The 25,857-nt window shown below is 71.0% G+C and carries 20 protein-coding genes; 8 read left to right on the top strand and 12 right to left on the bottom strand.

The window, feature by feature from the left end:
* The first annotated feature begins 293 nt into the window (after nt 1-293).
* Genes tkt through pgl form a run of 6 tightly spaced genes read left to right on the top strand, consistent with a single transcriptional unit; the run spans nt 294 to nt 8,383 of the window.
* Entirely contained in the window at nt 294-2,369 is a 2,076-nt protein-coding gene (gene tkt, locus E3O41_RS06095) for a transketolase (RefSeq protein ID WP_067022961.1), read from the top strand.
* The gene (gene tal, locus E3O41_RS06090; protein WP_067022958.1) at nt 2,366-3,478 is read left to right on the top strand and encodes a transaldolase; all 1,113 of its coding nucleotides are present in this window, start codon (nt 2,366-2,368) and stop codon (nt 3,476-3,478) included. Before tkt ends, tal begins: the two co-directional genes overlap by 4 nt.
* Entirely contained in the window at nt 3,475-5,073 is a 1,599-nt protein-coding gene (locus tag E3O41_RS06085; RefSeq protein ID WP_067022957.1) for a glucose-6-phosphate isomerase, read from the top strand. The genes tal and E3O41_RS06085 overlap by 4 nt, the downstream gene beginning before the upstream one ends.
* Nucleotides 5,074-5,086: 13 nt before the next feature.
* Nucleotides 5,087-6,634 carry a glucose-6-phosphate dehydrogenase gene (gene zwf, locus E3O41_RS06080; RefSeq protein WP_067022956.1) on the top strand — a complete coding sequence of 516 codons (1,548 nt, stop codon included), beginning with the start codon at nt 5,087-5,089 and terminating at the stop codon, nt 6,632-6,634.
* Nucleotides 6,631-7,575, top strand: coding sequence for a glucose-6-phosphate dehydrogenase assembly protein OpcA (locus E3O41_RS06075; RefSeq protein WP_067022954.1), 945 nt, complete (start codon nt 6,631-6,633; stop codon nt 7,573-7,575). The genes zwf and E3O41_RS06075 overlap by 4 nt, the downstream gene beginning before the upstream one ends.
* 28 nt (nt 7,576-7,603) lie before the next feature.
* On the top strand, nt 7,604-8,383 hold the full coding sequence (pgl, locus tag E3O41_RS06070) for a 6-phosphogluconolactonase (protein ID WP_067022951.1): 780 nt from the start codon (nt 7,604-7,606) through the stop codon (nt 8,381-8,383).
* A 210-nt stretch (nt 8,384-8,593) separates the two neighbouring features.
* On the opposite strand, the gene E3O41_RS06065 is transcribed toward pgl, so the two are convergent.
* The 11 genes from E3O41_RS06065 to E3O41_RS06015 form a co-directional block, all read right to left on the bottom strand.
* Entirely contained in the window at nt 8,594-8,947 is a 354-nt protein-coding gene (locus E3O41_RS06065) for an RNA polymerase-binding protein RbpA (RefSeq protein ID WP_067022949.1), read from the bottom strand.
* A gap of 1 nt (nt 8,948) precedes the next feature.
* Nucleotides 8,949-9,197 carry a preprotein translocase subunit SecG gene (gene secG / locus E3O41_RS06060; protein WP_067022948.1) on the bottom strand — a complete coding sequence of 83 codons (249 nt, stop codon included), beginning with the start codon at nt 9,195-9,197 and terminating at the stop codon, nt 8,949-8,951.
* 101 nt (nt 9,198-9,298) lie between these two features.
* The gene (gene tpiA, locus E3O41_RS06055) at nt 9,299-10,090 is read right to left on the bottom strand and encodes a triose-phosphate isomerase (protein ID WP_067022945.1); all 792 of its coding nucleotides are present in this window, start codon (nt 10,088-10,090) and stop codon (nt 9,299-9,301) included.
* Entirely contained in the window at nt 10,081-11,295 is a 1,215-nt protein-coding gene (locus E3O41_RS06050) for a phosphoglycerate kinase (protein ID WP_067022941.1), read from the bottom strand. Before E3O41_RS06050 ends, tpiA begins: the two co-directional genes overlap by 10 nt.
* A 134-nt stretch (nt 11,296-11,429) precedes the next feature.
* Nucleotides 11,430-12,434: a type I glyceraldehyde-3-phosphate dehydrogenase gene (gene gap / locus E3O41_RS06045; protein ID WP_067022938.1), complete on the bottom strand. Its 1,005-nt coding sequence runs from the start codon at nt 12,432-12,434 to the stop codon at nt 11,430-11,432.
* Nucleotides 12,435-12,536: 102 nt separating this feature from the next.
* The gene (locus tag E3O41_RS06040; RefSeq protein ID WP_067022936.1) at nt 12,537-13,163 is read right to left on the bottom strand and encodes a superoxide dismutase; all 627 of its coding nucleotides are present in this window, start codon (nt 13,161-13,163) and stop codon (nt 12,537-12,539) included.
* Between the two features lie 130 nt (nt 13,164-13,293).
* Entirely contained in the window at nt 13,294-14,289 is a 996-nt protein-coding gene (gene whiA, locus E3O41_RS06035) for a DNA-binding protein WhiA (protein ID WP_135012168.1), read from the bottom strand.
* A 158-nt stretch (nt 14,290-14,447) separates the two neighbouring features.
* Nucleotides 14,448-15,278, bottom strand: a complete 831-nt coding sequence (gene rapZ, locus E3O41_RS06030) for an RNase adapter RapZ (RefSeq protein ID WP_067024191.1) — start codon at nt 15,276-15,278, stop codon at nt 14,448-14,450.
* A 50-nt stretch (nt 15,279-15,328) separates the two neighbouring features.
* Nucleotides 15,329-17,269, bottom strand: a complete 1,941-nt coding sequence (gene uvrC, locus E3O41_RS06025; protein ID WP_067022924.1) for an excinuclease ABC subunit UvrC — start codon at nt 17,267-17,269, stop codon at nt 15,329-15,331.
* 4 nt (nt 17,270-17,273) lie between these two features.
* Nucleotides 17,274-20,168, bottom strand: coding sequence for an excinuclease ABC subunit UvrA (gene uvrA, locus E3O41_RS06020; protein ID WP_067022920.1), 2,895 nt, complete (start codon nt 20,166-20,168; stop codon nt 17,274-17,276).
* A 66-nt stretch (nt 20,169-20,234) separates the two neighbouring features.
* Entirely contained in the window at nt 20,235-20,678 is a 444-nt protein-coding gene (locus tag E3O41_RS06015; RefSeq protein ID WP_067022917.1) for a MarR family winged helix-turn-helix transcriptional regulator, read from the bottom strand.
* A gap of 39 nt (nt 20,679-20,717) precedes the next feature.
* On the opposite strand from E3O41_RS06015, the gene E3O41_RS06010 reads away from it, so the two are divergent.
* Together E3O41_RS06010 and E3O41_RS06005 are read left to right on the top strand one after the other, a co-directional pair.
* Nucleotides 20,718-20,909 carry a hypothetical protein gene (locus E3O41_RS06010; RefSeq protein WP_083990830.1) on the top strand — a complete coding sequence of 64 codons (192 nt, stop codon included), beginning with the start codon at nt 20,718-20,720 and terminating at the stop codon, nt 20,907-20,909.
* A 135-nt stretch (nt 20,910-21,044) separates the two neighbouring features.
* Nucleotides 21,045-23,189: a catalase gene (locus tag E3O41_RS06005; protein ID WP_083990788.1), complete on the top strand. Its 2,145-nt coding sequence runs from the start codon at nt 21,045-21,047 to the stop codon at nt 23,187-23,189.
* A 562-nt stretch (nt 23,190-23,751) separates the two neighbouring features.
* On the opposite strand, the gene uvrB is transcribed toward E3O41_RS06005, so the two are convergent.
* Nucleotides 23,752-25,833, bottom strand: a complete 2,082-nt coding sequence (gene uvrB, locus E3O41_RS06000) for an excinuclease ABC subunit UvrB (RefSeq protein WP_067022909.1) — start codon at nt 25,831-25,833, stop codon at nt 23,752-23,754.
* Between the last annotated feature and the right edge of the window lie 24 nt (nt 25,834-25,857).

Raw genomic sequence — 25,857 nt, 5'->3', positions numbered from 1 at the left:
CAGACCTCCTCAGTCTAGGCCATCGGGTTCCTGTGAGCCTGCTCCATGAGCGCGCCCGGCGGTGCCCTCACCGCGGGTGCGCGACGGGCGTGAGCGACCCGACACGAGCGCGACACGCCCGGGCCGCGTACTCGCCGGTAATGCGGCGACCCGGGGCCGATCCCGTGCCCTCGCCGCTCGCTATGCTGGGGCGAGAACGCGCGCCCAAGCGCTCGCTCGCGAGTCCCGCCCCGTGCGGAGCCGCGGACGCCACCAGGCGCGGGCGCACCACCCCCCTATCGAAAGGCGGCCCGGTGTCGGAACTGCGTTGGGAAGAGATCGACCGGCGGGCCGTGGACACGGCACGCGTGCTCGCTGCGGATGCCGTGGAGAAGGTCGGCAACGGCCACCCCGGCACCGCGATGAGCCTGGCGCCGGCGGCGTATCTGCTGTACCAGCACGTGATGCGGCACGACCCCGCCGACACCCACTGGCCGGGCCGCGACCGGTTCATCCTCTCGGCCGGCCACTCCTCGCTCACCCAGTACGTGCAGCTGTACCTGGGCGGCTTCGGGCTCGAGCTCGATGACCTCAAGGCGCTGCGCACGTGGGGCTCGAAGACCCCGGGCCACCCGGAGGTCGGGCACACCGACGGCGTCGAGATCACGACCGGCCCGCTCGGCCAGGGCCTGGCCTCCTCGGTCGGCTTCGCCTACGCCGCCCGCTACGAGCGCGGCCTGTTCGACCCCGAGGCGCCCGCCGGCGAGAGCCCGTTCGACCACCACGTGTACGTCATCGCCTCCGACGGCGACATGCAGGAGGGCGTGACGAACGAGGCCTCCTCGCTCGCCGGTCACCAGAAGCTGGGCAACCTCGTCGTGCTCTACGACGCCAACCAGATCTCGATCGAGGACGACACCAACGTCGCCTTCACCGAGGACGTGGCGGCGCGCTACGAGGCGCTGGGCTGGCACGTGCAGACGGTCGACTGGAAGAAGACCGGCGAGTACGTCGAGGACGTCGCGGCGCTGTACGAGGCGATCGAGGCCGCGAAGGCCGAGACCGGCAAGCCCTCGCTCATCGTGCTGAAGACGATCATCGGCTGGCCGGCCCCCGGCAAGCAGAACACCGGCAAGATCCACGGCTCGGCGCTCGGCGCCGACGAGCTGGCGGCCACCAAGAAGGTGCTCGGCTTCGACCCCGAGCAGCACTTCGTCGTGGCCGACGATGTCCTGGCCCACACGCGGGCGCTCGCCGAGCGCGCGGCGACCGAGCACGCCGCCTGGCAGGAGAAGTTCGACGCCTGGGCCGCCGCGAACCCCGAGCGCAAGGCGCTGTGGGACCGGCTGCAGGCCGGTGAGCTGCCCGCCGACCTCGCCGAGGCCCTTCCCACGTTCGAGGCGGGCAAGGACGTCGCCACCCGCGCGGCGTCGGGCCTGGTCATCAACGCCCTCGCCGCGAAGCTGCCCGAGCTGTGGGGCGGATCGGCCGACCTGGCCGAGTCCAACCTCACGACCATCAAGGACGCCGCGTCGTTCATCCCCGAGGAGTGGTCGACGCACGAGTGGAGCGGCAACCCCTACGGCCGCGTGCTGCACTTCGGCATCCGCGAGCACGCGATGGCCGCGATCGTCAACGGCATCGTGCTGCACGGCCGCACGCGCGCCTTCGGCGGCACGTTCCTGCAGTTCGCCGACTACATGCGCCCCGCCGTGCGCCTGGCCTCGCTCATGAACATCCCGAGCATCTACGTGTGGACGCACGACTCGGTCGCGCTCGGCGAGGACGGCCCGACGCACCAGCCGATCGAGCACCTGGCGGCGCTCCGCGCCATCCCGAACCTCGCGGTGGTCCGCCCGGCCGACGCCAACGAGACGGCGTACGCCTGGCTCGAGATCCTCAAGCGCCGCGGCGGCCCCGCCGGCATCGCCCTGACCCGTCAGGGCGTGCCGACCTTCGACCGCACGCAGTTCGCCTCGGCCGAGCTCGTCGGGAAGGGCGCCTACGTCCTGGCCGACAGCGAGGGCGAGCCCGACGTCATCCTCATCGCCACCGGCTCCGAGGTGCAGCTCGCCGTCGCGGCGCGCGAGCAGCTCGCCGCCGAGGGCGTCCAGGCGCGCGTCGTGTCGGCGCCGTGCCTCGAGTGGTTCGCCGAGCAGGACGAGGCCTACCGCGAGAGCGTGCTGCCGTCGTCCATCAAGGCGCGGGTGTCGGTCGAGGCCGGCATCGCGCTGACGTGGCGCGGCATCGTCGGCGACACCGGCCGTTCGGTGTCGATCGAGCACTACGGCGCATCGGCCGACTACAAGACCCTGTTCGAGAAGTTCGGCATCACCGCCGAGGCCGTGGTGGCCGCGGCCCGCGAGACCCTCCAGGAGAACGCATCATGAGCACCACCCCCACCGCCCAGCTCGCCGCCGCGGGCGTGAGCATCTGGCTCGACGACCTGTCGCGCCAGCGCATCACCTCCGGCAACCTGCAGGAGCTCATCGAGACCCGCGACATCAGCGGTGTCACCACCAACCCGACGATCTTCGCCGGCGCGCTCGCCAAGGGCGAGGCGTACGCGGCGCAGGTGGCGCAGCTCGCCGCCTCCGGCGCCAGCGTCGACGACGCCATCACCACCATCACCACCGACGACGTGCGCAACGCGTGCGATGTGTTCGCCCCCGTGTTCGAGGCGACCGGCGGCGTGGACGGCCGCGTGTCGATCGAGGTCTCCCCCGAGCTCGCGCACGACACCGCTGCCACCGTGGCGCAGGCCAAGCAGCTCGCCGAGCTCGTCGGCCGCCCCAACGCGCTCATCAAGATCCCCGCGACGAAGGCCGGCCTGCCCGCCATCGCCCAGGTGATCGGCGCCGGCATCAGCGTCAACGTGACGCTGATCTTCTCGCTCGAGCGCTACGGCGAGGTGATCGACGCGTACCTCACGGGCCTCGAGACCGCGAAGGCGGACGGCATCGACCTGTCGACGATCCAGTCGGTGGCCTCGTTCTTCGTCTCGCGGGTCGACACCGAGGTGGACAAGCGCCTGACCGCGATCGGCTCCGCCGACGCGCTCGCGCTGAAGTCGAAGGCCGGCGTCGCGAACGCCCGCCTCGCCTACGAGCTGTACGAACAGCGCTTCGCCGAGCCGCGCGCCACCGAGCTGCTCGACGCGGGCGCCAACGTGCAGCGGCCGCTGTGGGCCTCGACCGGCGTCAAGGACCCGGCCCTGCCCGACACGCTCTACGTCACCGAGCTCGTCGCGCCCGGCACCGTCAACACGATGCCCGAGAAGACGCTCGAGGCGACGTACGACCACGCGGTCATCGCCGGCGACACCGTCACGGGCGCGTACTCCGACGCGCACGCCGTGCTCGACGGCCTCGCCGCCGTCGGCGTCGACTTCGCCGACGTCACGCAGGTGCTCGAGGACGAGGGCGTGGACAAGTTCATCGCCTCGTGGAAGGAACTGCAGGCCACCGTCGAGGCGGCACTGAAGGAGGCCCGGGCATGACCTTCTCCATCCACGTCTCCGGCGCGGCCGAGGCCGCCGTCGAGCGGACGCTGCCGACCCTCGTCGCGGATCTCGTCGCCAGCGGCATCACCAACGGCGACCCCACCCTGTGGGGCCCGGAGGCCGAGTCCGAGTCGTCGAAGCGCCTCGGCTGGGTGAACGCCGTCTCGGTGTCGCGCCCGCTCGTCCCCGAGATCGTCGCCCTGCGCGAGGAGCTCGCGGCGCGTGGCGTCGACCGCTTCGTGCTCGCCGGCATGGGCGGCTCCTCGCTCGCCCCCGAGGTGATCACGCAGACCGCAGGCGTCGAGCTGACGATCCTCGACTCCACCGCGCCCGGCCAGGTGCTCGCGGCCCTCGACGGCGGCCTGGAGCGCACCGCGCTCGTCGTGTCGTCGAAGTCGGGCTCGACCGTCGAGACCGACTCGCAGCGCCGCGCCTTCGAGGCGGCGTACCGCGACCTCGGCATCGACCCGGCCGAGCGCATCATCGTCGTGACCGACCCGGGCTCGCCGCTGGACGAGTCGGCGCGCGCCGCGGGCTACCGCGTCTTCAACGCCGACCCCACCGTCGGCGGCCGCTACTCGGCCCTCACCGCGTTCGGCCTCGTGCCCTCCGGCCTGGCCGGCGCCGACATCGGCGAGCTGCTCGACGAGGCGGAGGCCATCGCGCTGCAGGTGGCGATCGATGCCCCCGACAACCCGGCGCTCGTCCTCGGCGCCGCGATCGCGGCCACCGATCCGCGCCGCGACAAGCTGGCGCTCGTGACCGACGGCACCCACATCGTGGGCCTGCCCGACTGGATCGAGCAGCTCGTCGCGGAGTCGACCGGCAAGCTCGGCACCGGCATCCTGCCCGTCGTGCTGCTGCCCGTCTCGCCCGAGCTGGAGTCGCGCCCCGCCGACCTGCAGGTCGTGCGGATCGTCGACGACGCGCGCGAGTCGGCCCATCGCTACCCCGACGAGATCCTCGTCAGCGGCACGCTCGGCGCACAGTTCGTCGTGTGGGAGTACGCCACGGCGATCGCCGGCCGCCTGCTCGGCATCAACCCGTTCGACCAGCCCGACGTCGAGTCGGCCAAGGTCGCCGCGCGCGGCCTGCTGGACGCCCGCCCGGAGCCGGCCGCGCCGGCGTTCACGGAGCAGGGCATCGAGGTCCGGGTGACCGCTCCGGCTCTCGCCGCGTCCGGCACGATCGCCGGTGTGCTCGACGCGCTGTGGGCGCGCCTGGCCGACGACGGCTACGTGTCGATCCAGGCCTACGTGAACCGCCTGGAGCTGCCGCAGCTGCAGGGCCTGCGCGAGATGGTCGCCGCCGACTCCGGCCGCCCCACCACGTTCGGCTGGGGCCCGCGCTTCCTGCACTCGACCGGCCAGTACCACAAGGGGGGACCCGAGCAGGGCGTGTTCCTGCAGATCACCGAGCGCACCGAGACCGACGTCGAGATCCCCGAGCGTCCGTTCACCTTCGGACAGCTCATCGAGGCGCAGGCAGCCGGCGACGCGGCGGTGCTCGCGGAGCACGGCCGCCCGGTCGTCACCCTGACGCTAGTCGATCCGCAGGCCGACGTGCTCGCTCTCTACCAGGCCGCGCAGTAAGGCCCGGAGGACGATGACCGTGAACATCTCGCGCGGCGCGAACCCGCTGCGCGACCCGGATGATCTCCGCCTGAACCGCATCGCGCTCCCGAGCGCGCTCGTGATCTTCGGCGTGACGGGCGACCTGTCGCGCAAGAAGCTCATGCCCGCGGTCTACGACCTCGCCAACCGCGGCCTGCTGCCCCCCGGCTTCGCGCTGGTGGGCTTCGCCCGCCGCGACTGGGCCGACGAGGACTTCGCCGAGGTCGTGCACGACGCCGTCAAGCAGTACTCGCGCACCGACTTCCGCGAGGAGACGTGGCAGCAGCTGGCGGCCGGCATCCGCTTCGTGCAGGGCGAGTTCGACGACGACGCGGCGTTCGAGCGCCTGCGCGCCACCGTCGAGCAGCTCGACGCGGAGCGCGGCACGATGGGCAACCACGCGTTCTACCTGTCGATCCCGCCGAAGTCGTTCCCCACCGTCGCGCAGCAGCTGCTGCGCTCGGGGCTCGTCGACGAGAAGTCCGATCCGAACCGCTGGCAGCGCGTCGTCATCGAGAAGCCGTTCGGGCACGACCTCGCGTCGGCCCGCGCGCTCAATGACGCGCTCGAGTCGGCGTTCCCGGCCGACTCGATCTTCCGGATCGACCACTACCTCGGCAAGGAGACGGTCCAGAACATCCTGGCCCTGCGCTTCGCCAACGAGCTGTTCGAGCCGATCTGGAACCGCAACCACATCGATCACGTGCAGATCACCATGGCCGAGGACATCGGCGTGGGCGGGCGTGCCGGGTACTACGACGGCGTCGGCGCGGCGCGCGACGTCATCCAGAACCACCTGCTGCAGCTGCTCGCGCTCACGGCGATGGAGGAGCCGATCAGCCTCTCGGCCGAGCACCTGCGCGCCGAGAAGGAGAAGGTGCTCGCGGCGGTGCGCCTGCCCGAGGACCTCTCCCTCGCCACGGCGCGCGGCCAGTACGCCGGCGGCTGGCAGGGCGGCGAGCACGTGTGCGGCTTCCTCGAAGAGGACGGCATGAACCCGCAGTCCCGCTCCGAGACCTATGCGGCGATCAAGCTCGAGATCGGCACCCGGCGCTGGGCCGACGTGCCGTTCTACCTGCGCACCGGCAAGCGGCTCGGTCGCCGCGTGACCGAGATCGCGGTCGTGTTCAAGCGCGCGCCCGAGCACCTGTTCGCCCGCGCGCAGGCCGACGAGCTCGGGCAGAACGCGCTCGTCATCCGCGTCCAGCCGGACGAGGGCGTGACGATCCGCTTCGGGTCCAAGGTGCCCGGCACCGGCTCGCACGTGCGCGACGTCACGATGGACTTCGGCTACGGCCACGCCTTCACCGAGGCGAGCCCGGAGGCGTACGAGCGGCTCATCCTCGATGTGCTGCTCGGCGACCCGCCGCTGTTCCCGCGCCACGAGGAGGTCGAGCTGTCCTGGCGGATCCTCGACCCCGTGGAGCGCTACTGGGCCGCGCTCGACGAGCCGCTCGAGCAGTACCAGCCGGGCACGTGGGGTCCCGCGTCGGCCGACGAGATGATGGCCCGCGACGGCCGCGTTTGGAGGCGTCCGTGATCTACGACCTGCCCGACACTACCGTGAGCCAGGTGGCCAAGAAGCTCGTCACCGTGCGCGAGGAGGGCGGCGCCGTGGCCCTCGGCCGCGTGCTCACCCTCGTGATCGCGTGCGACAGCACCCCGCGCGAGGAGGCGATCGACGCCGCCAACGACGCCTCGCGCGAGCACCCGATGCGCGTGATCGTGCTGGTGACGACCCCCGATGGCCCCACACGCCTGGACGCGCAGATCCGCGTCGGGGGCGACGCCGGCGCGAGCGAGGTCGTCGTGCTGCACGCCTCGGGCGAGACCGCGCGCGGGACGGACGGGCTCATCACCGGCCTGCTGCTGCCCGACGCCCCGGTCGTCGCCTGGTGGCCCGAGGATCCGCCCGTGCAGCCCGGCACCGACCCGCTGGGCCGGATCGCGCAGCGCCGCATCACCGACACCTCGACCGCGCCGTACACGCGCGATCGCCTCACGGCGCTCGAGCGCACGTACATGCCCGGCGACACCGACCTCGCCTGGACCCGCCTGACGCGGTGGCGCGAGCAGCTCGCGGCCGTGCTCGACCAGCCCCCGTACGAGCCGGTCACGGCCGTCGAGGTCCGGGGCGCGTCGACGTCGCCCTCCACCGCGCTGCTGGCGGCGTGGCTGGGCATGGCGCTCGAGCTGCCCGTGACCTGGCGCTACGAGGACCCGGCGGTGTGGGATCACGGCATCCACTCCGTGCGGCTGAGCCGGCCCAGCGGCGACATCCTGCTCGAGCGGCTGGACGCCTCGGTGGCCCGGCTCACGCAGCCGGGTCAGCCGGACCACGAGCTGCTGCTGCCGCGCCGCTCGCTGCGCGAGTGCCTCGCCGAGGAGCTGCGGCGCCTCGATGCCGATCGCCTGTATGGTCGTGTTCTCACCGATGGCTGGGAGCGCCTCGCTCCCCCGGTGTCATCGGAGGCCGCGTGACGGCGGCCAACGATCGGAGGGAGTCCGCGTGAGCATCGATCCTGCCGCCACCCGGTGCGTCGTCGAGCCGGACAAGCCGTCGCTCGCCGACGCGGTCGCGACGCGCTTCGTCGGGAAGCTCGTGCAGCTGACGCAGTCGCAGCAGGCCGTGCACATCTCGCTGACCGGCGGATCGATGGGCGCCGCGGTGCTGGAGCGCGCCGCCGCGCACCCCGGGGTCGGCATGGTCGACTGGAGCCGCACGCACTTCTGGTGGAGCGACGAGCGCTTCGTGCCGCGCGACGACGCCGAGCGCAACGCGCTCCAGGCGCGGCAGGCGATGCTCGACCGGCTGGAGATCCCCGCCGAAAACATCCACGAGCCCGCCGCCGCCGGCGAGGGCGTCACGCTCGATGAGGCGGCCGACGCGTACGCCGCCGAGCTGGCGCGCTACGGCACCGACCAGCGCCCGTGGCCGCAGTTCGACATCTGCTTCCTGGGCGTCGGGCCGGACGGGCACATCGCGTCGCTGTTCCCCGATCGCGGCGAGGTGCGGATCTCGGATCGCGCCGTGCTCGCGGTGCGCGACTCCCCCAAGCCGCCGCCCGAGCGGATCACGTTCACGCGCCCGGTGATCAACTCGTCGGTGCGCGTGTGGATGGTCGTCGCCGGCGGCGACAAGGCCCCGGCGCTCGGCCTTGTGCTGGCCGGAGCGAGCTACCTCAGCGTGCCCGCGGCCGGCGCCCACGGCACCGCCCGCACGGTGATCTTCGTCGACGACGACGCCGCGGCCGAGGTCCCCGAGGACCTCATCGACCCCGATTACTGAGGTCGGGCGCGGCCCCAGAGGTTTCGACTCCGCGCCTGCGGCGCTCCGCTCAACCCGTCTCCACTGCGGCGCTTCGCGCCTCCGGTCGACGAGCCGTGAGGCTTGCAGCGGACCACGCGCCCTGCCCCCGCGGGCTCGTCGACCGAGCGAAGCGAGCGGAGACGGGTCGAGCGAGCGCAGCGAGTCGAGACCGCCGCCGAAAACCCTGGCTCAGAGGCCGCGGCGCTCGCGGAGCTTCTGGAGCGCCTCGTCGAGGAGCTCCTCGGCCTCGGCGTCGGTGCGACGCTCCTTCACGTAGGCCAGGTGCGTCTTGTACGGCTCGTTCTTGGCGAGCTGCGGCGGGTTGTCCTTGTCGCGCCCGGCCGGCAGGCCCGAGTGCGGGTGATCGATGATCTCGGGGATCTCGTCCTCGGGCAGGCCGGCCGCGAAGTAGCGGACGGTCTCGTTGCCGAGGGCGTCCCAGTAGCTCACCGCGATGCGGTCGGCGTGGTAGCCGTGGTCCTGCTCGCCCATCGGACCCGATCCGACGCGGGTGCCGCGGATCGCGTTTCCTCCGACCGCCACGTCAGATCACCTGGAACTTCGTGATCAGCCCGAGGCCGACGATCGACAGGAACCACACCAGCGCGACGATGACGGTGATGATGTTGAGGTTCCGCTCCGCCACGCCTGACGACCCGACCGCCTGCGACATTCCCCCGCCGAACATGTCGGACAGCCCGCCGCCCCGTCCGCGGTGCAGCAGGATGAAGAACGTCAGAATGAGGCTCGTCAGGCCCAGCAGGACCTGCAGGATGAACTCGATGACAACCACGTGAAGGCCTTTCGTGTGGCGCGGGAGAAGTCTCCGCACGAGGACCCAGCATACCGCGGCGTCCGGCGGCGGTGCTGCCGCCGGACGCCGCGGCGCGGGATTCAGACGCCGACGTGCTTCTGGTAGCGGATGATCGACGCGAACTCGTCGACCTTGAGGCTCGCGCCGCCCACGAGGGCGCCGTCGACGTCGGGTTCGCGCAGGAAGCTCGCGATGTTCGAGGACTTCACCGAGCCGCCGTAGAGCACCCGGGTGGTGGCGCCGACGGCCTCGCCCAGCTTGTCGATGACGACGCCGCGCAGCTTCTGGCAGACCTCCTGGGCCTGCTCGGGGGTCGCGGCCTGGCCCGAGCCGATCGCCCAGACCGGCTCATAGGCCACGACGATCTCCGCGCCCGCCGGCACGCCCTCGAGCGCCTTCTCCAGCTGCCCGACGGGCACGGCGGAGGCGCCGAACTTCTCGAGGTCCTCGCTCGTCTCGCCCACGCAGATCACCGGCACGAGGCCGTTGCGCAGGGCCGCCTGCACCTTCGCGGCCACGACATCGTCGCCCTCCGCGTGGTACTCGCGGCGCTCGGAGTGCCCGATGATCACCGAGCTCACGTCGAGCTTCTTGAGGAACGCCCCCGAGACCTCGCCCGTGTAGGCGCCCGAGTCGTGCACCGAGAGGTCCTGCGCGCCGAGCCCGAACGGGATCTTGTCGGCGTCGAGCAGCGTCTGCACGCTGCGCAGGTCGGTGAACGGCGGGAACACCGTCACGTCGACCGAGTCGAAGTCGTGCTTGACGTCCTTCAGCGCCCAGTGGAGCTTCTGCACGAACGCGACCGCCTGCAGGTGGTCGAGGTTCATCTTCCAGTTGCCGGCGATCAGCGCCGTGCGACCCTTCACGACCATCCGAGTGCCTCCAGACCGGGGAGCTTCTTGCCTTCGAGGAACTCGAGGCTGGCGCCTCCGCCCGTCGAGATGTGACCGAACTGATCGTCGGCGAAACCGAGCGTGCGCACGGCCGCGGCCGAGTCGCCGCCGCCGACCACGCTGAGGCCGTCGACCTTCGTGAGCGCCTGCGCCACCGCGCGGGTGCCCGCGGCGAAGGCCGGGAACTCGAACACGCCCATCGGGCCGTTCCAGAACACCGTCTTCGAGCCCGCGATCGCCTCGGCGAAGGCCGCGGCGGTGTCGGGGCCGATGTCGAGGCCCACGCCCGAGGGACCGAACTCGGTGCCCTCGATCGCGTCGGCCGCGGCGACCTCGTGGTCGGCGTCGGCGGCGAACGAGGCTGCGACGACCACGTCGGTCGGCAGCACCAGCTCGACGCCCTTCTCGGCGGCCGTGGCGATGTAGCCCTTGACGGTGTCGATCTGATCGGCCTCGAGCAGCGATGCGCCCACCTTGTGGCCCTGCGCGGCGAGGAACGTGAAGAGCATGCCGCCGCCGATGAGCAGGCGGTCCACGCGCGGCAGGAGGTGATCGATCACGCCGAGCTTGTCGGACACCTTCGAGCCGCCCAGGACGACCGTATACGGGCGCTCCGGCTTCTCGGTGAGGCGGTCCAGCACGTCGAGCTCGGCGGCGATGAGCAGGCCGGCGGCGCTGGGCAGCAGGCCCTCGAGGTCGTAGACGCTGGCGTGCTTGCGGTGCACGGCGCCGAAGCCGTCGGAGACGACCGCGTCGGCCAGCACGGCCAGGTCGCGCGCGAACGCGAGCCGCTCGGCGTCGTCCTTCGCGGTCTCGCCCGCGTTGAAGCGCAGGTTCTCCAGCAGCGCCACGTCGCCGTTGTGCAGGCCCGCGACGGTGTCCTGGGCCGAGGCGCCGACGGTGTCGTGCGCGAACATCACGGGACGCCCCAGCAGCTCCGCCAGGCGCTCCGCAACGGGGGCCAGGCTGTACTGCGGGTCGGGCTCGCCCTTGGGGCGGCCGAGGTGCGACACGACGATGACGCGCGCGCCCTGGTCGATGAGCGCCCGCAGCGTCGGCAGCGAGGCGCGGATGCGACCGTCGTCGCCGATCACGCCGTCCTTCAGCGGGACGTTGAGGTCGCAGCGGACGATGACCCGCTTGCCGGACAGATTTCCGAGTGATTCGAGTGTTCGAAGAGCCACAGGGAAACGCTACCGCCGCGCGAGCCCCGTGGATACCACGCCGTGCGGGGCGCCCGCCGCTCGAAGCGGACCCACAGAAACGAACCGCCGGCCGCCTCCCGAGGGAGACGACCGGCGGTGCGAGTCGCGAGGGCTCAGAGCTTGTCGGCGACGATCTTGGTGAGGTCGACGAGGCGGTTCGAGTAGCCCCACTCGTTGTCGTACCAGGCCGACAGCTTGACCTGGTTGCCCATGACGCGCAGCAGGCCCGAGTCGAAGATCGACGAGTGCGGGTCGGTGACGATGTCGCTCGAGACGATCTCGTCCTCGGTGTACTTGAGGATGCCCTTGAGCGGACCCTCGGCGGCGGCCTTGTACGCGGCCTTGATCTCGTCGAGGCTCAGCTCGCGCGTGGTCTCGACCGTGAGGTCGGTGATCGAGCCGGTCGGCACGGGCACGCGCAGCGCGAAGCCGTCGAGCTTGCCCTTCAGCTCCGGCAGCACCAGGCCGATGGCCTTGGCGGCACCGGTCGAGGTCGGCACGATGTTCAGGGCCGCGGCGCGGGCGCGACGCAGGTCCTTGTGCGGGCCGTCCTGCAGGTTCTGGTCGGCCGTGTAGGCGTGGACCGTGGTCATCAGACCGCGCTCGATGCCGAACGTGTCGTTGAAGACCTTCGCCAGCGGCGCGAGGCAGTTCGTGGTGCACGACGCGTTCGAGATGATGTGGTGGTTCTCGGGGTCGTAGGTGTCCTCGTTCACACCGATCACGAACGTGGCGTCCTCGCCCTTGGCGGGGGCCGAGATGAGCACCTTCTTGGCGCCGCCCTCGATGTGCTTGCGCGCGTCGTCCGCGTTGGTGAAGCGGCCGGTCGACTCGATGACGATGTCGACGCCGAGGTCGCCCCACGGCAGCGCGGCGGGGTCGCGCTCCTCGAGCGCGACGATCTTGCGGCCGCCGACCGTGATCGAGGTCTCGTCGTAGGTGACCTCCTCGTTCAGCACGCCGAGGATCGAGTCGTACTTGAGAAGGTGGGCAAGGGTCTTGTTGTCGGTGAGGTCGTTCACCGCGACGATTTCGAGGTCGCTGCCCTGCGCGAGAGCCGCGCGAAGGTAGTTGCGGCCGATACGGCCGAATCCGTTGATTCCGATCCTGGCGGACACTGACGTCTCCTGATTGTTTGTTCTCTGCGCCTCTCGGCGCGGTATGGACGGGAGGTGTGGTGGCCCGCCGATCACGCACACCGGCGGACCACCCCCGCTACTTCAGGAGGCTACCAGCAGCCCCGAAGTCTTCTCGCGAGCGGTGAGGAAGCGCTCCTGCACGTTCTGCCAGTTCACGATGTTCCAGAACGCCTTGACGTAGTCGGCCTTGACGTTCTTGTAGTCGAGGTAGAACGCGTGCTCCCACATGTCCAGGAGCAGCACCGGCACGGTGCCGGCGGCGAACTGCGACTGCTGGTCGAAGAACTGCTGGATGATCAGGCGCTGCCCGATCGAGTCCCAGAACACGCCGGCCCAGCCGGAGCCCTGAATGCCGAGGGCCGCGGCGGCGAACTGACCCTGGAAGCCCTCGAACGAGCCGAAGTACTCGTCGATCGCGGCGGCGATGTCGCCCTCCGGACGCTCCTGGCCCTCGGGGGTGAGGTTGGTCCAGAAGATCGAGTGGTTGGTGTGGCCGCCGAGGTTGAAGGCGAGGTCCTTCTCGAGCTTGTTGATGTTCGCGAAGTTGCCGGTCTCGCGGGCCTCGGCGAGCTGCTCGAGCGCGGTGTTGGCGCCGGCGACGTAGGTCGCGTGGTGCTTCGAGTGGTGCAGCTCCATGATCTGGCCGCTGATGTGCGGGTCGAGCGCACCGTAGTCGTAGGTCAGTTCGGGGAGGGTGTAAACAGCCATCGTCGATTCTTCCCATCCGCGCCGCGCGGGCGGCGCTCGTCGATCCTCCGCCCTGGAACCGGGCGGATGTCTCTCAGCCTAGCGGCGGCGGAGGGGCCCGGCGCGGGGTGTCGACGGACGCGTCGGCGTGCTACGCCGTGCGCGCGGCCTCGGCGGCCTCGGCGGCCGCGACGGCGGCCTCGGTGCCGGGGATGCCGTCCTGCTCGGCGCGCTTGTCGGCCATCGCCAGGAGGCGGCGGATGCGGCCGGCGACGGCGTCCTTGGTCAGCGGCGGGTCGGCGTGCTGGCCCAGCTCGTCGAGGCTCGCGTCGCGGTGCGTGAGGCGCAGGTTGCCGGCCTCGCGCAGGTGCTCGGGCACGTCGTCGCCGAGGATCTCGAGCGCGCGCTCCACGCGGGCGCACGCGGCCACGGCCGCCTGGGCCGAGCGGCGCAGGTTGGCGTCGTCGAAGTTCACGAGCCGGTTCACGCCGGCGCGCACCTCGCGGCGCTGGCGCAGCTGGTCCCACTCCGAGGCGGTGCCGACCGCGCCCATCGCCACGAGCATGCCCTTGATGGCGTCGGGCTCGCGGACCACCACGCGCGGCACCCCGCGCACCTCGCGCGCCTTCGAGGCGATGCCGATGCGGTGGGCGGCGCCCACGAGCGCCATCGCGGCCTCGCCCGACGGGCACGTGATCTCGAGCGCGGCCGAGCGGCCCGGCTCCGACAGCGTGCCGGTCGCGATGAACGCCCCGCGCCACACGGCGGCGAGGTCGTGGCGGGTGCCGGTGGTGAGCTTGTTGGGCAGGCCGCGCACGGGGCGGCGGCGGGCGTCGAGCAGACCGGTCTGGCGGGCGAGGGTCTCGCCGCCGTCGATCACGCGCACGGCGAAGAAGTCGCCGTCGCGGCTGCCCGAGGCCTGCACGTGGGCGATCTCCGGGCGCACGCCGTAGATCTCGGCGATGTCGCGGGCGATGCGCTTGGCGGCGATCGGGGAATCCACCTCGGCCTCGACGGCCACGCGGCCCGCGATCGAGTGCAGGCCGCCGGCGAAGCGCAGCAGGGCCGTCGACTCGGCGATCCGCACGGAGGGGCGGGGGTCGCGAACGGCGATCAGCTCTGCTTTGACATCGGCGGTCAGTGACACGGGACTCCTTCGACAACTACGAGCCGCGCGGAAGACATCCTGCGCCGGCCTCCGGACGCGCGAACCAGCGCCACGGGATCCCCCAGCCTACCCGCCGAGGGGCGCCGCGACCGAGGGAGTTGTTCAGCCTCGTGCGCTAGGCATGGGGGTGCGGGCGATCACTCGCGGCCGAGGTCGCGATGGCGCACCTGTACCGCCACGCCGGGCTCGTTCGAGAGCCGCTCGGCCAGGGCGCGCGCCATGGCCACGGAGCGGTGCCGACCGCCCGTGCAGCCCACCCCGACGGTGGAATGACGCTTGTTCTCGCGCTGGTAGCCCTGCAGCACCGGCCGCAGCGCGGCGGCGTAGGCGTCGAGGAACTCGGCCGCCCCCTCCTGCGCCATGACGTAGTCGCGCACGGCGTCGTCCTCGCCCGTGAGGCCGCGCAGCGCGTCGTCCCAGTACGGGTTGGGCAGGAAGCGCATGTCGGCGACGAGATCGACGTCGGGCGGCAGGCCGTACTTGAAGCCGAAGCTCATCACCGTGACCGTGTGACGGGCCGCGCCCGCCGCGGAGAACAGGTCGGCCACGCGGGTGGCGAGCTGGTGGATGTTGCTCGACGAGGTGTCGATGACGATGTCGGCGTTCTCGCGCATCGGCGACAGCGCCTGGCGCTCGCGCCGGATGCCGTCCAGGAGCGTGCCGTTGCCCTGCAGCGGGTGCGGCCGGCGCACCTGCTCGAAGCGCCGCACGAGCACCTCGTCGCTCGCGTCGAGGAACACCACGCGCAGGTCGCTGCGGTCGCGCAGCTCGCGCATGCGGTCGGGAAGCTCGCGGAACAGGTCTCGGCCGCGCACGTCGACCACCGCGGCCACGCGCGGCAGCTCGCTGCCCAGGCGCCCGCTGAGGTCCAGCAGCGGCCGGAGCATCTGGGGCGGGAGGTTGTCGACGACGTACCAGTCGAGGTCCTCGAGCGCGTTCGCCACGGTCGAGCGGCCGGCGCCGGACATGCCGGTGACGATCAGCACCTCGCCGGTGCCGGTCTCCTCGACGCCCTCAGTCACGCCTCCAGCCTATGGGGTTCCGCCCGCGCGTCCTCACCCGCCGCGAGCGTGGCGCGGATGGTGTCGGCGAGCTTGGGACCGATGCCCGGCAGCTCCTGGATCTGCTCGGCCGTGGCGCCCCGCAGGGCGGTCACCGATCCGAAGTGCCGCAGCAGCGCCTTGATCCGCGCCTCGCCGAGCCCGGGGATCTCGCTGAGGACGGTGCGGATGTCGCGCTTGCGCCGCTTGCGCTGATGGGTGATCGCGAACCGGTGGGCCTCGTCGCGCAGGCGCTGGACGAGGTACAGCGCCTCGCTCGTGCGCGGCAGGATCACCGGGAAGTCGTCGTCGGGCAGCCAGATCTCCTCGAGGCGCTTGGCGATGCCCACGAGCGGGATGTCGTCGTGCCCGGTCTCGCGCAGCGCGCGGGCGGCGGCATCGACCTGCGGCTTGCCGCCGTCGACGATGAGCAGCTGCGGCGGGTACGCGAAGCGGCGCCGCTTGGTGGGCTCCGTCTGCACGATGCCGTCCGCGGTGGGATCGACGACGACGGCCTCCGGCTCGTCCTCGACCCGATCGAGGTGCGCGAGCCGGCGGCTGAGCACCTGGTGGATCGAATCGGTGTCGTCGGTCGTCTCGGCGATCGAGAACGAGCGGTACTGGTCCTTGCGCGGCAGGCCGTCCTCGAACACGACCATCGAGCCGACCACATTGGTGCCCTGCAGATGCGAGATGTCGAAGCACTCGATCCGCAGCGGCGCCTCCTCGAGGCCGAGCGCCTCCTGCAGGTCGGTCAGCGCCTGGGTGCGGGCGACGTAGTCGCTCGTGCGGCGGGTCTTGTGGCGCATCAGCGCCTGCTGCGCGTTCAGGGTGGCCGTGCGCATCAGCTCCGCCCGCTGGCCGCGGTGGGCGACGGCCAGCTCGACGGCCTTGCCGCGCTTGTCGCGCAGCCACTGCTCGAGCTCCTCCGCGTCTCCGGGGAGGGCGGGCACGAGCACGCGGCGCGGGATGTCGATCGGCGCGGCGTCGCCGTACTGGCGCTCGAGGATCTGGCCGACGAGGTCGCCGCCCGAGATGTCGAGCTCCTTGTCGATCGTCGCCGAGCTCACGCCCCGCACGCGCCCGCCGCGGATCACGAAGTGCTGCACCGCGGCGCTGAGCTCGTCCTCGGCGATGCCGAAGAGGTCGGCGTCGGCCTTCTCGGGCAGCACCAGCGCGCTCTTGTTGAGCACGGCCTCGATGGAGGCGAGCTTGTCGCGGTAGACCGCGGCGGCCTCGTAGTCCATCGCCGCGGCGGCGGCCTTCATCTTGGCGGTGAGTTCGCGCGTGAAGCGCTCGTCGCCGCCCTGCATGAACGCGATGAAGTCGTCGACGATCGCGCGGTGCTCCTCGATCGACACCCGCATCGAGCACGGACCGCCGCACTTACCGATCTGCCCCGGAAAGCACGGCCGACCGGTCTGCATCGCCCGCTTGTACGAGGAGTCGCTGCAGGTGCGGATCGGGAAGACGCGGATCATGAGGTCGATCGTGTCGTGCACCGCCCACACCTTGGGGTACGGCCCGAAGTACTTCGCCCCGCGGATGCGGTGGTTGCGGGTGACCATCACGCGCGGCGCCTCGTCGGCGAGGGTGATCGCCATGAACGGGTAGGACTTGTCGTCCTTGTAGCGCACGTTGAAGGGCGGATCGAACTCCTTGATCCACTGGTACTCGAGCTGCAGCGAGTCCACGTCGGTGGGCACGACCGTCCACTCCACCGACGCGGCGGTCGTCACCATGCGGCGGGTGCGCTCGTGCAGCGTGTGCAGCGGCGCGAAGTAGTTCGACAGGCGCTGGCGGAGGTTCTTGGCCTTGCCCACGTAGAGCACCCGGCCGTGGGCGTCGCGGAAGCGGTACACCCCCGGATCGGTCGGAATCTCCCCCTGCTTCGGCTTGTACGGAAGCTGATCCGCCATGCCGCTACGCGACCTTCTGGCTCCGGGCGCGCGGGGTGATGCCGAGCGTCTCGGCCAGGAACGCGCCCGTGTGGCTGCCCTCGACGCGGGCGACCTGCTCCGGGGTGCCCGTCGCGACGATCTGGCCGCCGCCCGAGCCGCCTTCGGGACCGAGGTCGATGATCCAGTCGGCCGACTTGATCACGTCGAGGTTGTGCTCGATGACGATGACGGTGTTGCCCTTCTCGACGAGCCCGTTCAGCACCTCGAGGAGCTTGCGGACGTCCTCGAAGTGCAGGCCCGTGGTCGGCTCGTCGAGCACGTAGATGCTGCGACCGTTGGAGCGCTTCTGCAGCTCGGTGGCGAGCTTGACGCGCTGCGCCTCGCCGCCCGAGAGGGTCGTGGCCGCCTGGCCGAGGCGCACGTAGCCGAGGCCCACGTCGACAAGCGTCTTCATGTAGCGGTGGATCGACTGGATCGGCTCGAAGAACTCCGCGGCCTCCGAGATCGACATCTCGAGGACCTCGGCGATGTTCTTGCCCTTGTAGTGCACCTGCAGGGTGTCGCGGTTGTACCGCTTGCCGTGGCACACCTCGCAGTCGACGTACACGTCCGGCAGGAAGTTCATCTCGATCTTCAGCGTGCCGTCACCGGAGCACGCCTCGCAGCGGCCGCCCTTGACGTTGAAGCTGAACCGGCCGGCCTGATAGCCGCGGACCTTCGCCTCGGGCGTCTCGGCGAACAGGTTGCGGATCTTGTCGAACACGCCCGTGTAGGTGGCCGGGTTGGAGCGCGGGGTGCGGCCGATCGGTGCCTGGTCCACGTGCACGACCTTGTCGAGGTGCTCGAGCCCCGTCACCCGGGTGTGCTTGCCGGGGACCGTGCGGGCGCCATTGAGGCGGGAGGCGAGCACCTGGTACAGGATGTCGTTCACGAGGGTGGACTTGCCCGATCCGCTCACGCCGGTGACCGCCGTGAACACGCCCAGCGGGAAGTCGGCGGTCACGCCGCGGAGGTTGTTCTCGCGGGCGCCGACCACGGAGAGCATCCGCTTCTTGTCGATCTTGCGGCGCTTCTTCGGCGTCTCGATCTCGCGACGGCCCGAGAGGTAGTCGGAGGTGAGCGACCTCGTCTCGCGGAGCAGCTCGTCGTAGGGCCCGGAGTGGATGACCTCTCCCCCGCCCTCGCCGGCGCGCGGTCCGATGTCGACCACCCAGTCGGCCGCCTCGATCGTCTCCTCGTCGTGCTCGACGACGACGAGCGTGTTGCCGAGGTCGCGCAGCGTCTCGAGGGTCTCGATGAGCCGGCGGTTGTCGCGCTGGTGCAGGCCGATCGACGGCTCGTCGAGCACGTAGAGCACGCCCGTGAGGCCGGTGCCGATCTGCGTGGCCAGGCGGATGCGCTGCGCCTCGCCGCCCGAGAGCGAGCCGGCGGCGCGGCTGAGCGTGAGGTAGTTCAGGCCGACGCGGATGAGGAACTCCAGGCGCACCCGGATCTCGCGCAGCACCTGCGCGGCGATCATCGCCTCGCGCTCGGTGAGGGTGATCTGGTTCACGACGTCGAGGGTGTCCTCGAGGCTGAGATCGGCGGCCTCGGCGATCGATCGCCCGTCGACCTTCACCGCGAGCACCTCGGGCTTGAGGCGAGCGCCGTTGCACACCGGGCACGGCACCTCGCGGAGGTACTCGCCCCAGCGCGCGCGCTGATTGTCGCTCTCGGCCTGGTTGTACTGGCGCTCGATGTACGGCACGACGCCCTCGAAGCCGCTCGCGTAGCGGACCTCGCGGCCCCAGCGGTTCTTGAACTTGACGTCGACCTTGTAGTCCTCGCCGTACAGCACCGCCTCGCGCACCACGTCGGGAAGCGCGCGCCACGGGGTGTCGAGCGAGAACGACAGATCGCGCGAGAGGCCCTCGAGCAGGCGCTCGTAGTACTGGAAGAGGCCCTTGCCCTGGGTGGTCCACGGCACGATGACGCCCTCGCGGATGGAGAGCTCCTCGTCGCCGAGCATGAGGTCGACGTCGACCGACATGCGCGTGCCGAGGCCGGAGCAGGACGGGCAGGCGCCGAACGGTGCGTTGAACGAGAAGGTGCGCGGCTCGATCTCGGTGAGCTGCAGCGTGTGCCCGTTGGGGCAGGCGAGCTTCTCCGAGTACGACTGCCAGGCGGCCTCGCCCTCCTCGTCGACGAAGTTGACCTGGAGCACGCCGCCGGCGAGGCCCAGCGCCGTCTCGACCGAGTCGGTCACGCGTTGGAGGATGTCACCGCGCGCCACGAGGCGGTCGACGACCACCGCGATGTCGTGCTTGTAGGACTTCTTGAGCGCGGGCGGCTCGGCCAGCTGCACGAGCTCGCCGTCGACCACGGCGCGGGCGTAGCCCTTCGCCGCGAGCTCCTTGAAGAGGTCGACGAACTCGCCCTTCTTCTGCGTGACCACCGGGGCGACGATCTGGTAGCGCGTGCCCTCGGGCAGCGCGACGAGCTGATCGGCGATCTGCTGCACCGTCTGGCGCTGGATCTTCTCGCCGCACTCGGGACAGTGCGGCACGCCGATGCGCGCCCACAGCAGGCGCATGTAGTCGTAGATCTCGGTGATCGTGCCCACCGTCGAGCGCGGGTTGCGGTTCGTCGACTTCTGGTCGATCGACACCGCCGGGCTCAGGCCCTCGATCACGTCGACGTCGGGGCGATCGACCTGGCCGAGGAACTGGCGCGCGTACGCGCTCAGCGACTCGACGTATCGGCGCTGCCCCTCGGCGAAGATCGTGTCGAACGCGAGGCTCGACTTGCCGGAGCCGGACAGCCCCGTGAACACGACCATGGAGTCACGAGGGATCTCGAGGTCGACGTTCTTCAGATTGTGCACGCGGGCGCCGCGCACACTGATCTTTCCGGCGTTTTTCACGGGGACGATAGGCACCGTTCAAGTCTAGGCGGGGCCTCCGACATCGGATCCGGAGCCGCCTGGGGATGCGCCCGACGTCGCTCAGTCCGCGGGGCGACCACCCGCGAACTGCCGCAGCGCATCGCGCAGCGACGCGATCTGATCCACGCTCAGGCCCGTGGCGGCCATCACCTGGCCCGGCACCTCGAGCGCACGCTCCCGCAGCGCGGCGCCGGCCTCGGTGAGCCCGATGTCGAGGCGGCGCTCGTCGGCCGCGCGGCGCTCGCGGCGCACCAGGCCCTGCACCTCGAGGCGCTTGACGAGCGGAGAGGCCGTGGCCGGCTCGAGCGCGAGGGCGTCGGCCAGCTCCCGCAGCGAGCGCGGCGATCGCTCCCACAGCGCGAGCATCACGAGGTACTGCGGGTGCGTGAGGCCGAGCGGTTCGAGGATCGGCCGGTAGACCGACACCACGTTGCGCGCCGCCGTCACGAGGGCGAAGCACAGCTGGTTCTCGAGCGTGAGCAGATCGTCGCGGGTATCGTTCACGCGCCCATCCTATGGCCTTTAGTTAGTACACTAATGATCATGCCCAGAAAGATCCCCCTCCGAGAACAGATCCGCGACGCGGGCGGGTTCTACAACTGGTTCAACGCCACCCTCATCCGCCTCGCGGGTCCGCCGCAGCTCGGCGAGGGCAAGGGCACCCCGTGCTCGCGCTGCGGCGAGTACAAGGCCGACCACGTCGAGCGCGACGGGCTGCTGCACTGCCCCGTGTGAGCCGCCGCCGGCCCTGATGTCGTCAGCCCTGTGTACGCGCGCGTCGGGGCGAGGTCAACCCTCTCGATCGATGCCCATCGGCGTGCGTACGGTCGCCGCGTACGGATGCCGCCGACACGGAGGAGAGACCACGTCATGGATGCCGCTCGCGAGCCCGACCCGATCACGATCCCGGGTGCTCCCGCACCCGTCCCGCCGTCGCTCGAGGAGCCGACCGAGCCGCACAAGCCGCTCCCCCCGAAGCCCGATCAGGGCGCACCCGAGACTCGCACCCCCACCGGCGTTCCGACCGACTACCCGCCGGAGACGGTCGGCCAGCAGGGCGCGTATCTCACCACCGCGCAGGGCGCGCGCCTGACGGACACCGATCACTCGCTCAAGGCCGGCCCGCGCGGACCGGTGCTGCTGCAGGACCACCACCTGCGCGAGAAGATCACGCACTTCGACCACGAGCGCATCCCCGAGCGGGTGGTGCACGCCCGCGGCGCCGCGGCGCACGGCGTCTTCGTCGCCAACGGCGCGGCCGAGTCGGTCACGAAGGCCGGCTTCCTGAAGCGCGGCGTGACCACCCCGGTGTTCGTGCGGTTCTCGACCGTGCTCGGATCGCGCGGATCGGCCGACACCGTCCGCGACACCCGCGGCTTCGCGACGAAGTTCTATACCGACGAGGGCGTCTACGACCTGGTCGGCAACAACATCCCCGTGTTCTTCATCCAGGACGCGATCAAGTTCCCCGACATCATCCACGCCGGCAAGCCGCACCCGGATCGCGAGATCCCGCAGGCGCAGTCCGCGCACGACACGTTCTGGGACTTCGTCTCGCTCCACACCGAGGCGCAGGCGCACGCCATGTGGAACATGTCGGACCGCGGGATCCCCCGCTCCTACCGGATGATGCAGGGCTTCGGCGTGCACACCTTCCGGCTCGTGAACGACGCCGGCGAGACGGTGCTCGTCAAGTTCCACTGGCGACCCAAGCTCGGCACGCACTCGCTCACGTGGGAGGAGGCGCAGCTGGCGTCCGGCAAGGACCCCGACTTCCACCGCCGCGACCTCGCCGACGCGATCGAGGCCGGGGCGTTCCCGCAATGGGACCTCGCGCTGCAGGTGATGCCGGACACCCCCGAGGAGACGTTCGAGGGCATCGACCTGCTCGATCCCACCAAGATCGTGCCCGAGGAGCTGGCACCGCTGCAGGTGATCGGCACCATGACCCTCAACGCGAATCCGACCAACTTCTTCGCCGAGACCGAGCAGGTGGCGTTCCACCCGGGTCACCTCGTGCCGGGCATCGACGTCACCAACGACGCGCTGCTGCAGGGCCGGCTGTTCTCGTACATCGACACGCAGATCACACGCCTGGGCGGGCCCAACTTCGCCCAGCTGCCGATCAACCGGCCGCACGCGCCGATCAACGACATGCTCCGCGACGGCATGCACCAGACGGCGGTGCACGCGGGGGTCGCACCGTACAAGCCGAACTCGCTCGACGGCGGCTGCCCGTTCTTCGCGGGCGCCGACGAGGGCGCGTTCATCGACATCCCGGTGACCGTGTCGGAGTCGGTCAAGGAGCGCGCGGACTCGCGCAGCTTCGACGATCACTTCTCGCAGGTCACGCTGTTCTACCGCTCGCTCACGCCGATCGAGCAGCAGCACGTGGCCGAGGCGTATGCCTTCGAGCTCGGCAAGTGCTACGAGCAGGCGGTGAAGGAGCGCCAGCTGCAGGCGCTCGCCAACATCGACGCCGATCTGTGCGCGACCGTCGCCGCGGCGCTCGGCCTGCCGGCGCCCGCCCCGACGGTCGAGGTCGCCGACGTCGAGCCCAGCCCGGCCCTGCGCCAGGTGGGCGAGCAGTGGCCGGCCGAGGGCCGCGTGGTGGGCATCGTCGCCGACGAGTCCACGGAGGCCAGCGCGCTCGCCACCGTGCGCGAGGGGCTGCACGCCGCCGGCATCGTCCCGCTCGTGATCGCCCCGCACGGCGGGATGCTCCACGGCATCCCGGTGCAGCGATCGGTGCAGACGGCCGCGAGCATCGAGGTCGACGCCGTCGTGCTCCTCGCGCCCTCGACCGATCCGCGCGCGCTGCGGATGCTCGGCGAGGTGTTCCGCCACGGCAAGGCGATCGCGGCGTCGCCCGCCGCGGCCGACACGCTCGAGGCGGTGCACATCGGCGACGCGCCCGGCGTGGTGACGGTGGAGCCGGCGGCCGCGGTCGACGAACTGCTCACGCTCCTCTCGACCCACCGCGTGTGGGAACGGCTGGAGGCCCTGCGGGCGTAGGGCCTGCGGCGCTGCGGCGGAGCCGAGCTCGAGGCCCCCGGTCTCGACTCCGCGGCTGCGCCGCTGCGCTCGACCCGTCTCCGCTCCGGCGCTCCGCGCCTCCGGTCGACGAGCCCGTGGCGTACAACCACCCGGGCTCGTCGAGCGACCGAAGGGAGCCGAGACGGCTCGAGCGGAGCGCAGCGGAGTCGAGAGCAGGGCCTGAACCCTCGGTCTCGACTCCGCGGCTGCGCCGCTGCGCTCGACCCGTCTCCCCTCCGGCGCTCCGCGCCTCCGGTCGACGAGCCCGTGGGGTACAACCACCCGGGCTCGTCGACCGAGCGAAGCGAGCGGAGACGGCTCGAGCGGAGCGCAGCGGAGTCGAGAGCAGGGCCTGAACCCTCGGTCTCGACTCCGCGGCTGCGCCGCTGCGCTCGACCCGTCTCCGCTCCGGCGCTCCGCGCCTCCGGTCGACGAGCCCGAGGGGTACAACCACCCGGGCTCGTCGAGCGACCGAAGGGAGCCGAGACGGCTCGAGCGAGGAGCGAAGCGACGAGTCGAGAGCTGAGCCGCAAGCCTTGCGTCAGGCGTGGCCCGCGCGCTCCATGGCGCGCAGCTCCTTCTTGAGGTCCTGGACCTCGTCGCGGAGGCGGGCGGCGAGCTCGAACTTGAGCTCGTCGGCCGCCTGCAGCATCTGCGCCGTGAGGTCGGCGATCGTGCCCTCGAGCTGCTCGGCACCCTCGGCGGCGATGCCCTCGCGCTTGCGGATCGGCGTGGGCGCCTTGCCCTTGCCCGACTTCGTGCGCGCGGCGTCGCGCTTGGAGAGCATCTCGGCCGTATCGGCGCCCTCGCGCGCGAGCGCGTCGGTGATGTCGGCGATCTTCTTGCGCAGCGGGGTCGGATCGATCCCGTGCTCCTTGTTGTAGGCGATCTGGATCTCGCGGCGACGCTCGGTCTCCTCGATCGCCCCGCGCATGGAGTCGGTGATCTTGTCGGCGTACATGTGCACCTGGCCCGAGACGTTTCGCGCCGCGCGGCCGATCGTCTGGATCAGCGAGGTGCCGGACCGCAGGAAGCCCTCCTTGTCGGCATCGAGGATCGCCACGAGCGACACCTCGGGCAGGTCGAGGCCCTCGCGGAGGAGGTTGATGCCGACGAGCACGTCGTACACGCCCTGGCGCAGCTCGGTGAGCAGCTCGACGCGGCGCAGCGTGTCGACGTCGGAGTGGAGGTAGCGCACGCGCACGCCGTGCTCGCCGAGGAAGTCGGTGAGCTCCTCGGCCATCTTCTTCGTGAGGGTCGTGACGAGCACGCGCTCGTCGCGATCGACGCGCACCCGGATCTCCTCGAGGAGGTCGTCGATCTGTCCCTTGGACGGCTTGACGACGATCTCCGGGTCGACGAGTCCCGTCGGGCGGATGATCTGCTCGACTACGCCGTCGGCGATGCCCATCTCGTATTTGCCGGGCGTGGCCGAGAGGTACACGGTCTGGCCGATGCGGTTCTTGAACTCGTCCCAGCGCAGCGGCCGGTTGTCCATCGCGCTCGGCAGGCGGAAGCCGTGCTCCACGAGCGTGCGCTTGCGCGAGGCGTCGCCCTCGTACATGGCGCCGATCTGCGGCACCGTCACGTGCGACTCGTCGATGACCATGAGGAAGTCGTCGGGGAAGAAGTCGAGCAGCGTGTGCGGCGGCTCGCCCGGCGCGCGCCCGTCGAGGTGACGCGAGTAGTTCTCGATGCCCGAGCAGAACCCGAGCTGCTGCAGCATCTCGAGGTCGAACGACGTGCGCATCTGCAGGCGCTGCGCCTCGAGCAGCTTGCCCTGCCGGTTCAGCTCGTCCAGGCGCTCCTTGAGCTCGATCTCGATCGTCTTGATCGCCCGCTGCACGGTGTCGGTGCCCGCGGCGTAGTGCGTGGCCGGGAAGATCGCCACGGCGTCGAGCCGCTCGATCACATCTCCCGTGAGCGGGTGCAGCTTGTAGAGCGCCTCGATCTCGTCGCCGAACATCTCGATCCGGATCGCGAACTCCTCGTACACGGGGATGATCTCGATCGTGTCGCCGCGCACGCGGAAGTTGCCGCGCGAGAAGTCCACGTCGTTGCGGTTGTACTGCATCGCGATGAACTGGCGGATGATCGCGTCGCGGTCGTAGCGCTCGCCCACCTGCAGCGCGACGAGCGCGCGCAGGTACTCCTCGGGCGAGCCGAGGCCGTAGATGCACGAGACGGTGCTGACCACGACGACGTCGCGGCGGCTCAGCAGCGAGTTGGTCGTGGAGTGGCGCAGGCGCTCGACCTCGGCGTTGATCGACGAGTCCTTCTCGATGAAGGTGTCCGTCTGCGGCACGTACGCCTCGGGCTGGTAGTAGTCGTAGTACGAGACGAAGTACTCCACCGCGTTGTGCGGCATGAGCTCGCGGAACTCGTTGGCCAGCTGCGCGGCGAGCGTCTTGTTGTGCGCGAGCACCAGCGTGGGCCGCTGCACCTGCTCGATGAGCCACGCGGTGGTGGCCGACTTTCCGGTACCGGTGGCGCCGAGCAGCACGACGTCGGTCTCGCCCGCGTTGATCCGCGCGGCGAGCTCGGCGATCGCCTTGGGCTGGTCGCCGCTCGGCTCGTACTCGCTGACGACCTCGAAGGGCCGCACGCTGCGCGTCGTCTGCATGATTCCAGCCTAGGCGGGGCCTCC

This window comes from Microbacterium sediminis (assembly GCF_004564075.1).
Taxonomy (GTDB): Bacteria; Actinomycetota; Actinomycetes; order Actinomycetales; family Microbacteriaceae; genus Microbacterium; species Microbacterium sediminis.
The sequence above is the reverse complement of the archived record's forward strand: the minus strand, read 5'-3'. Positions and strand labels throughout refer to the sequence as shown.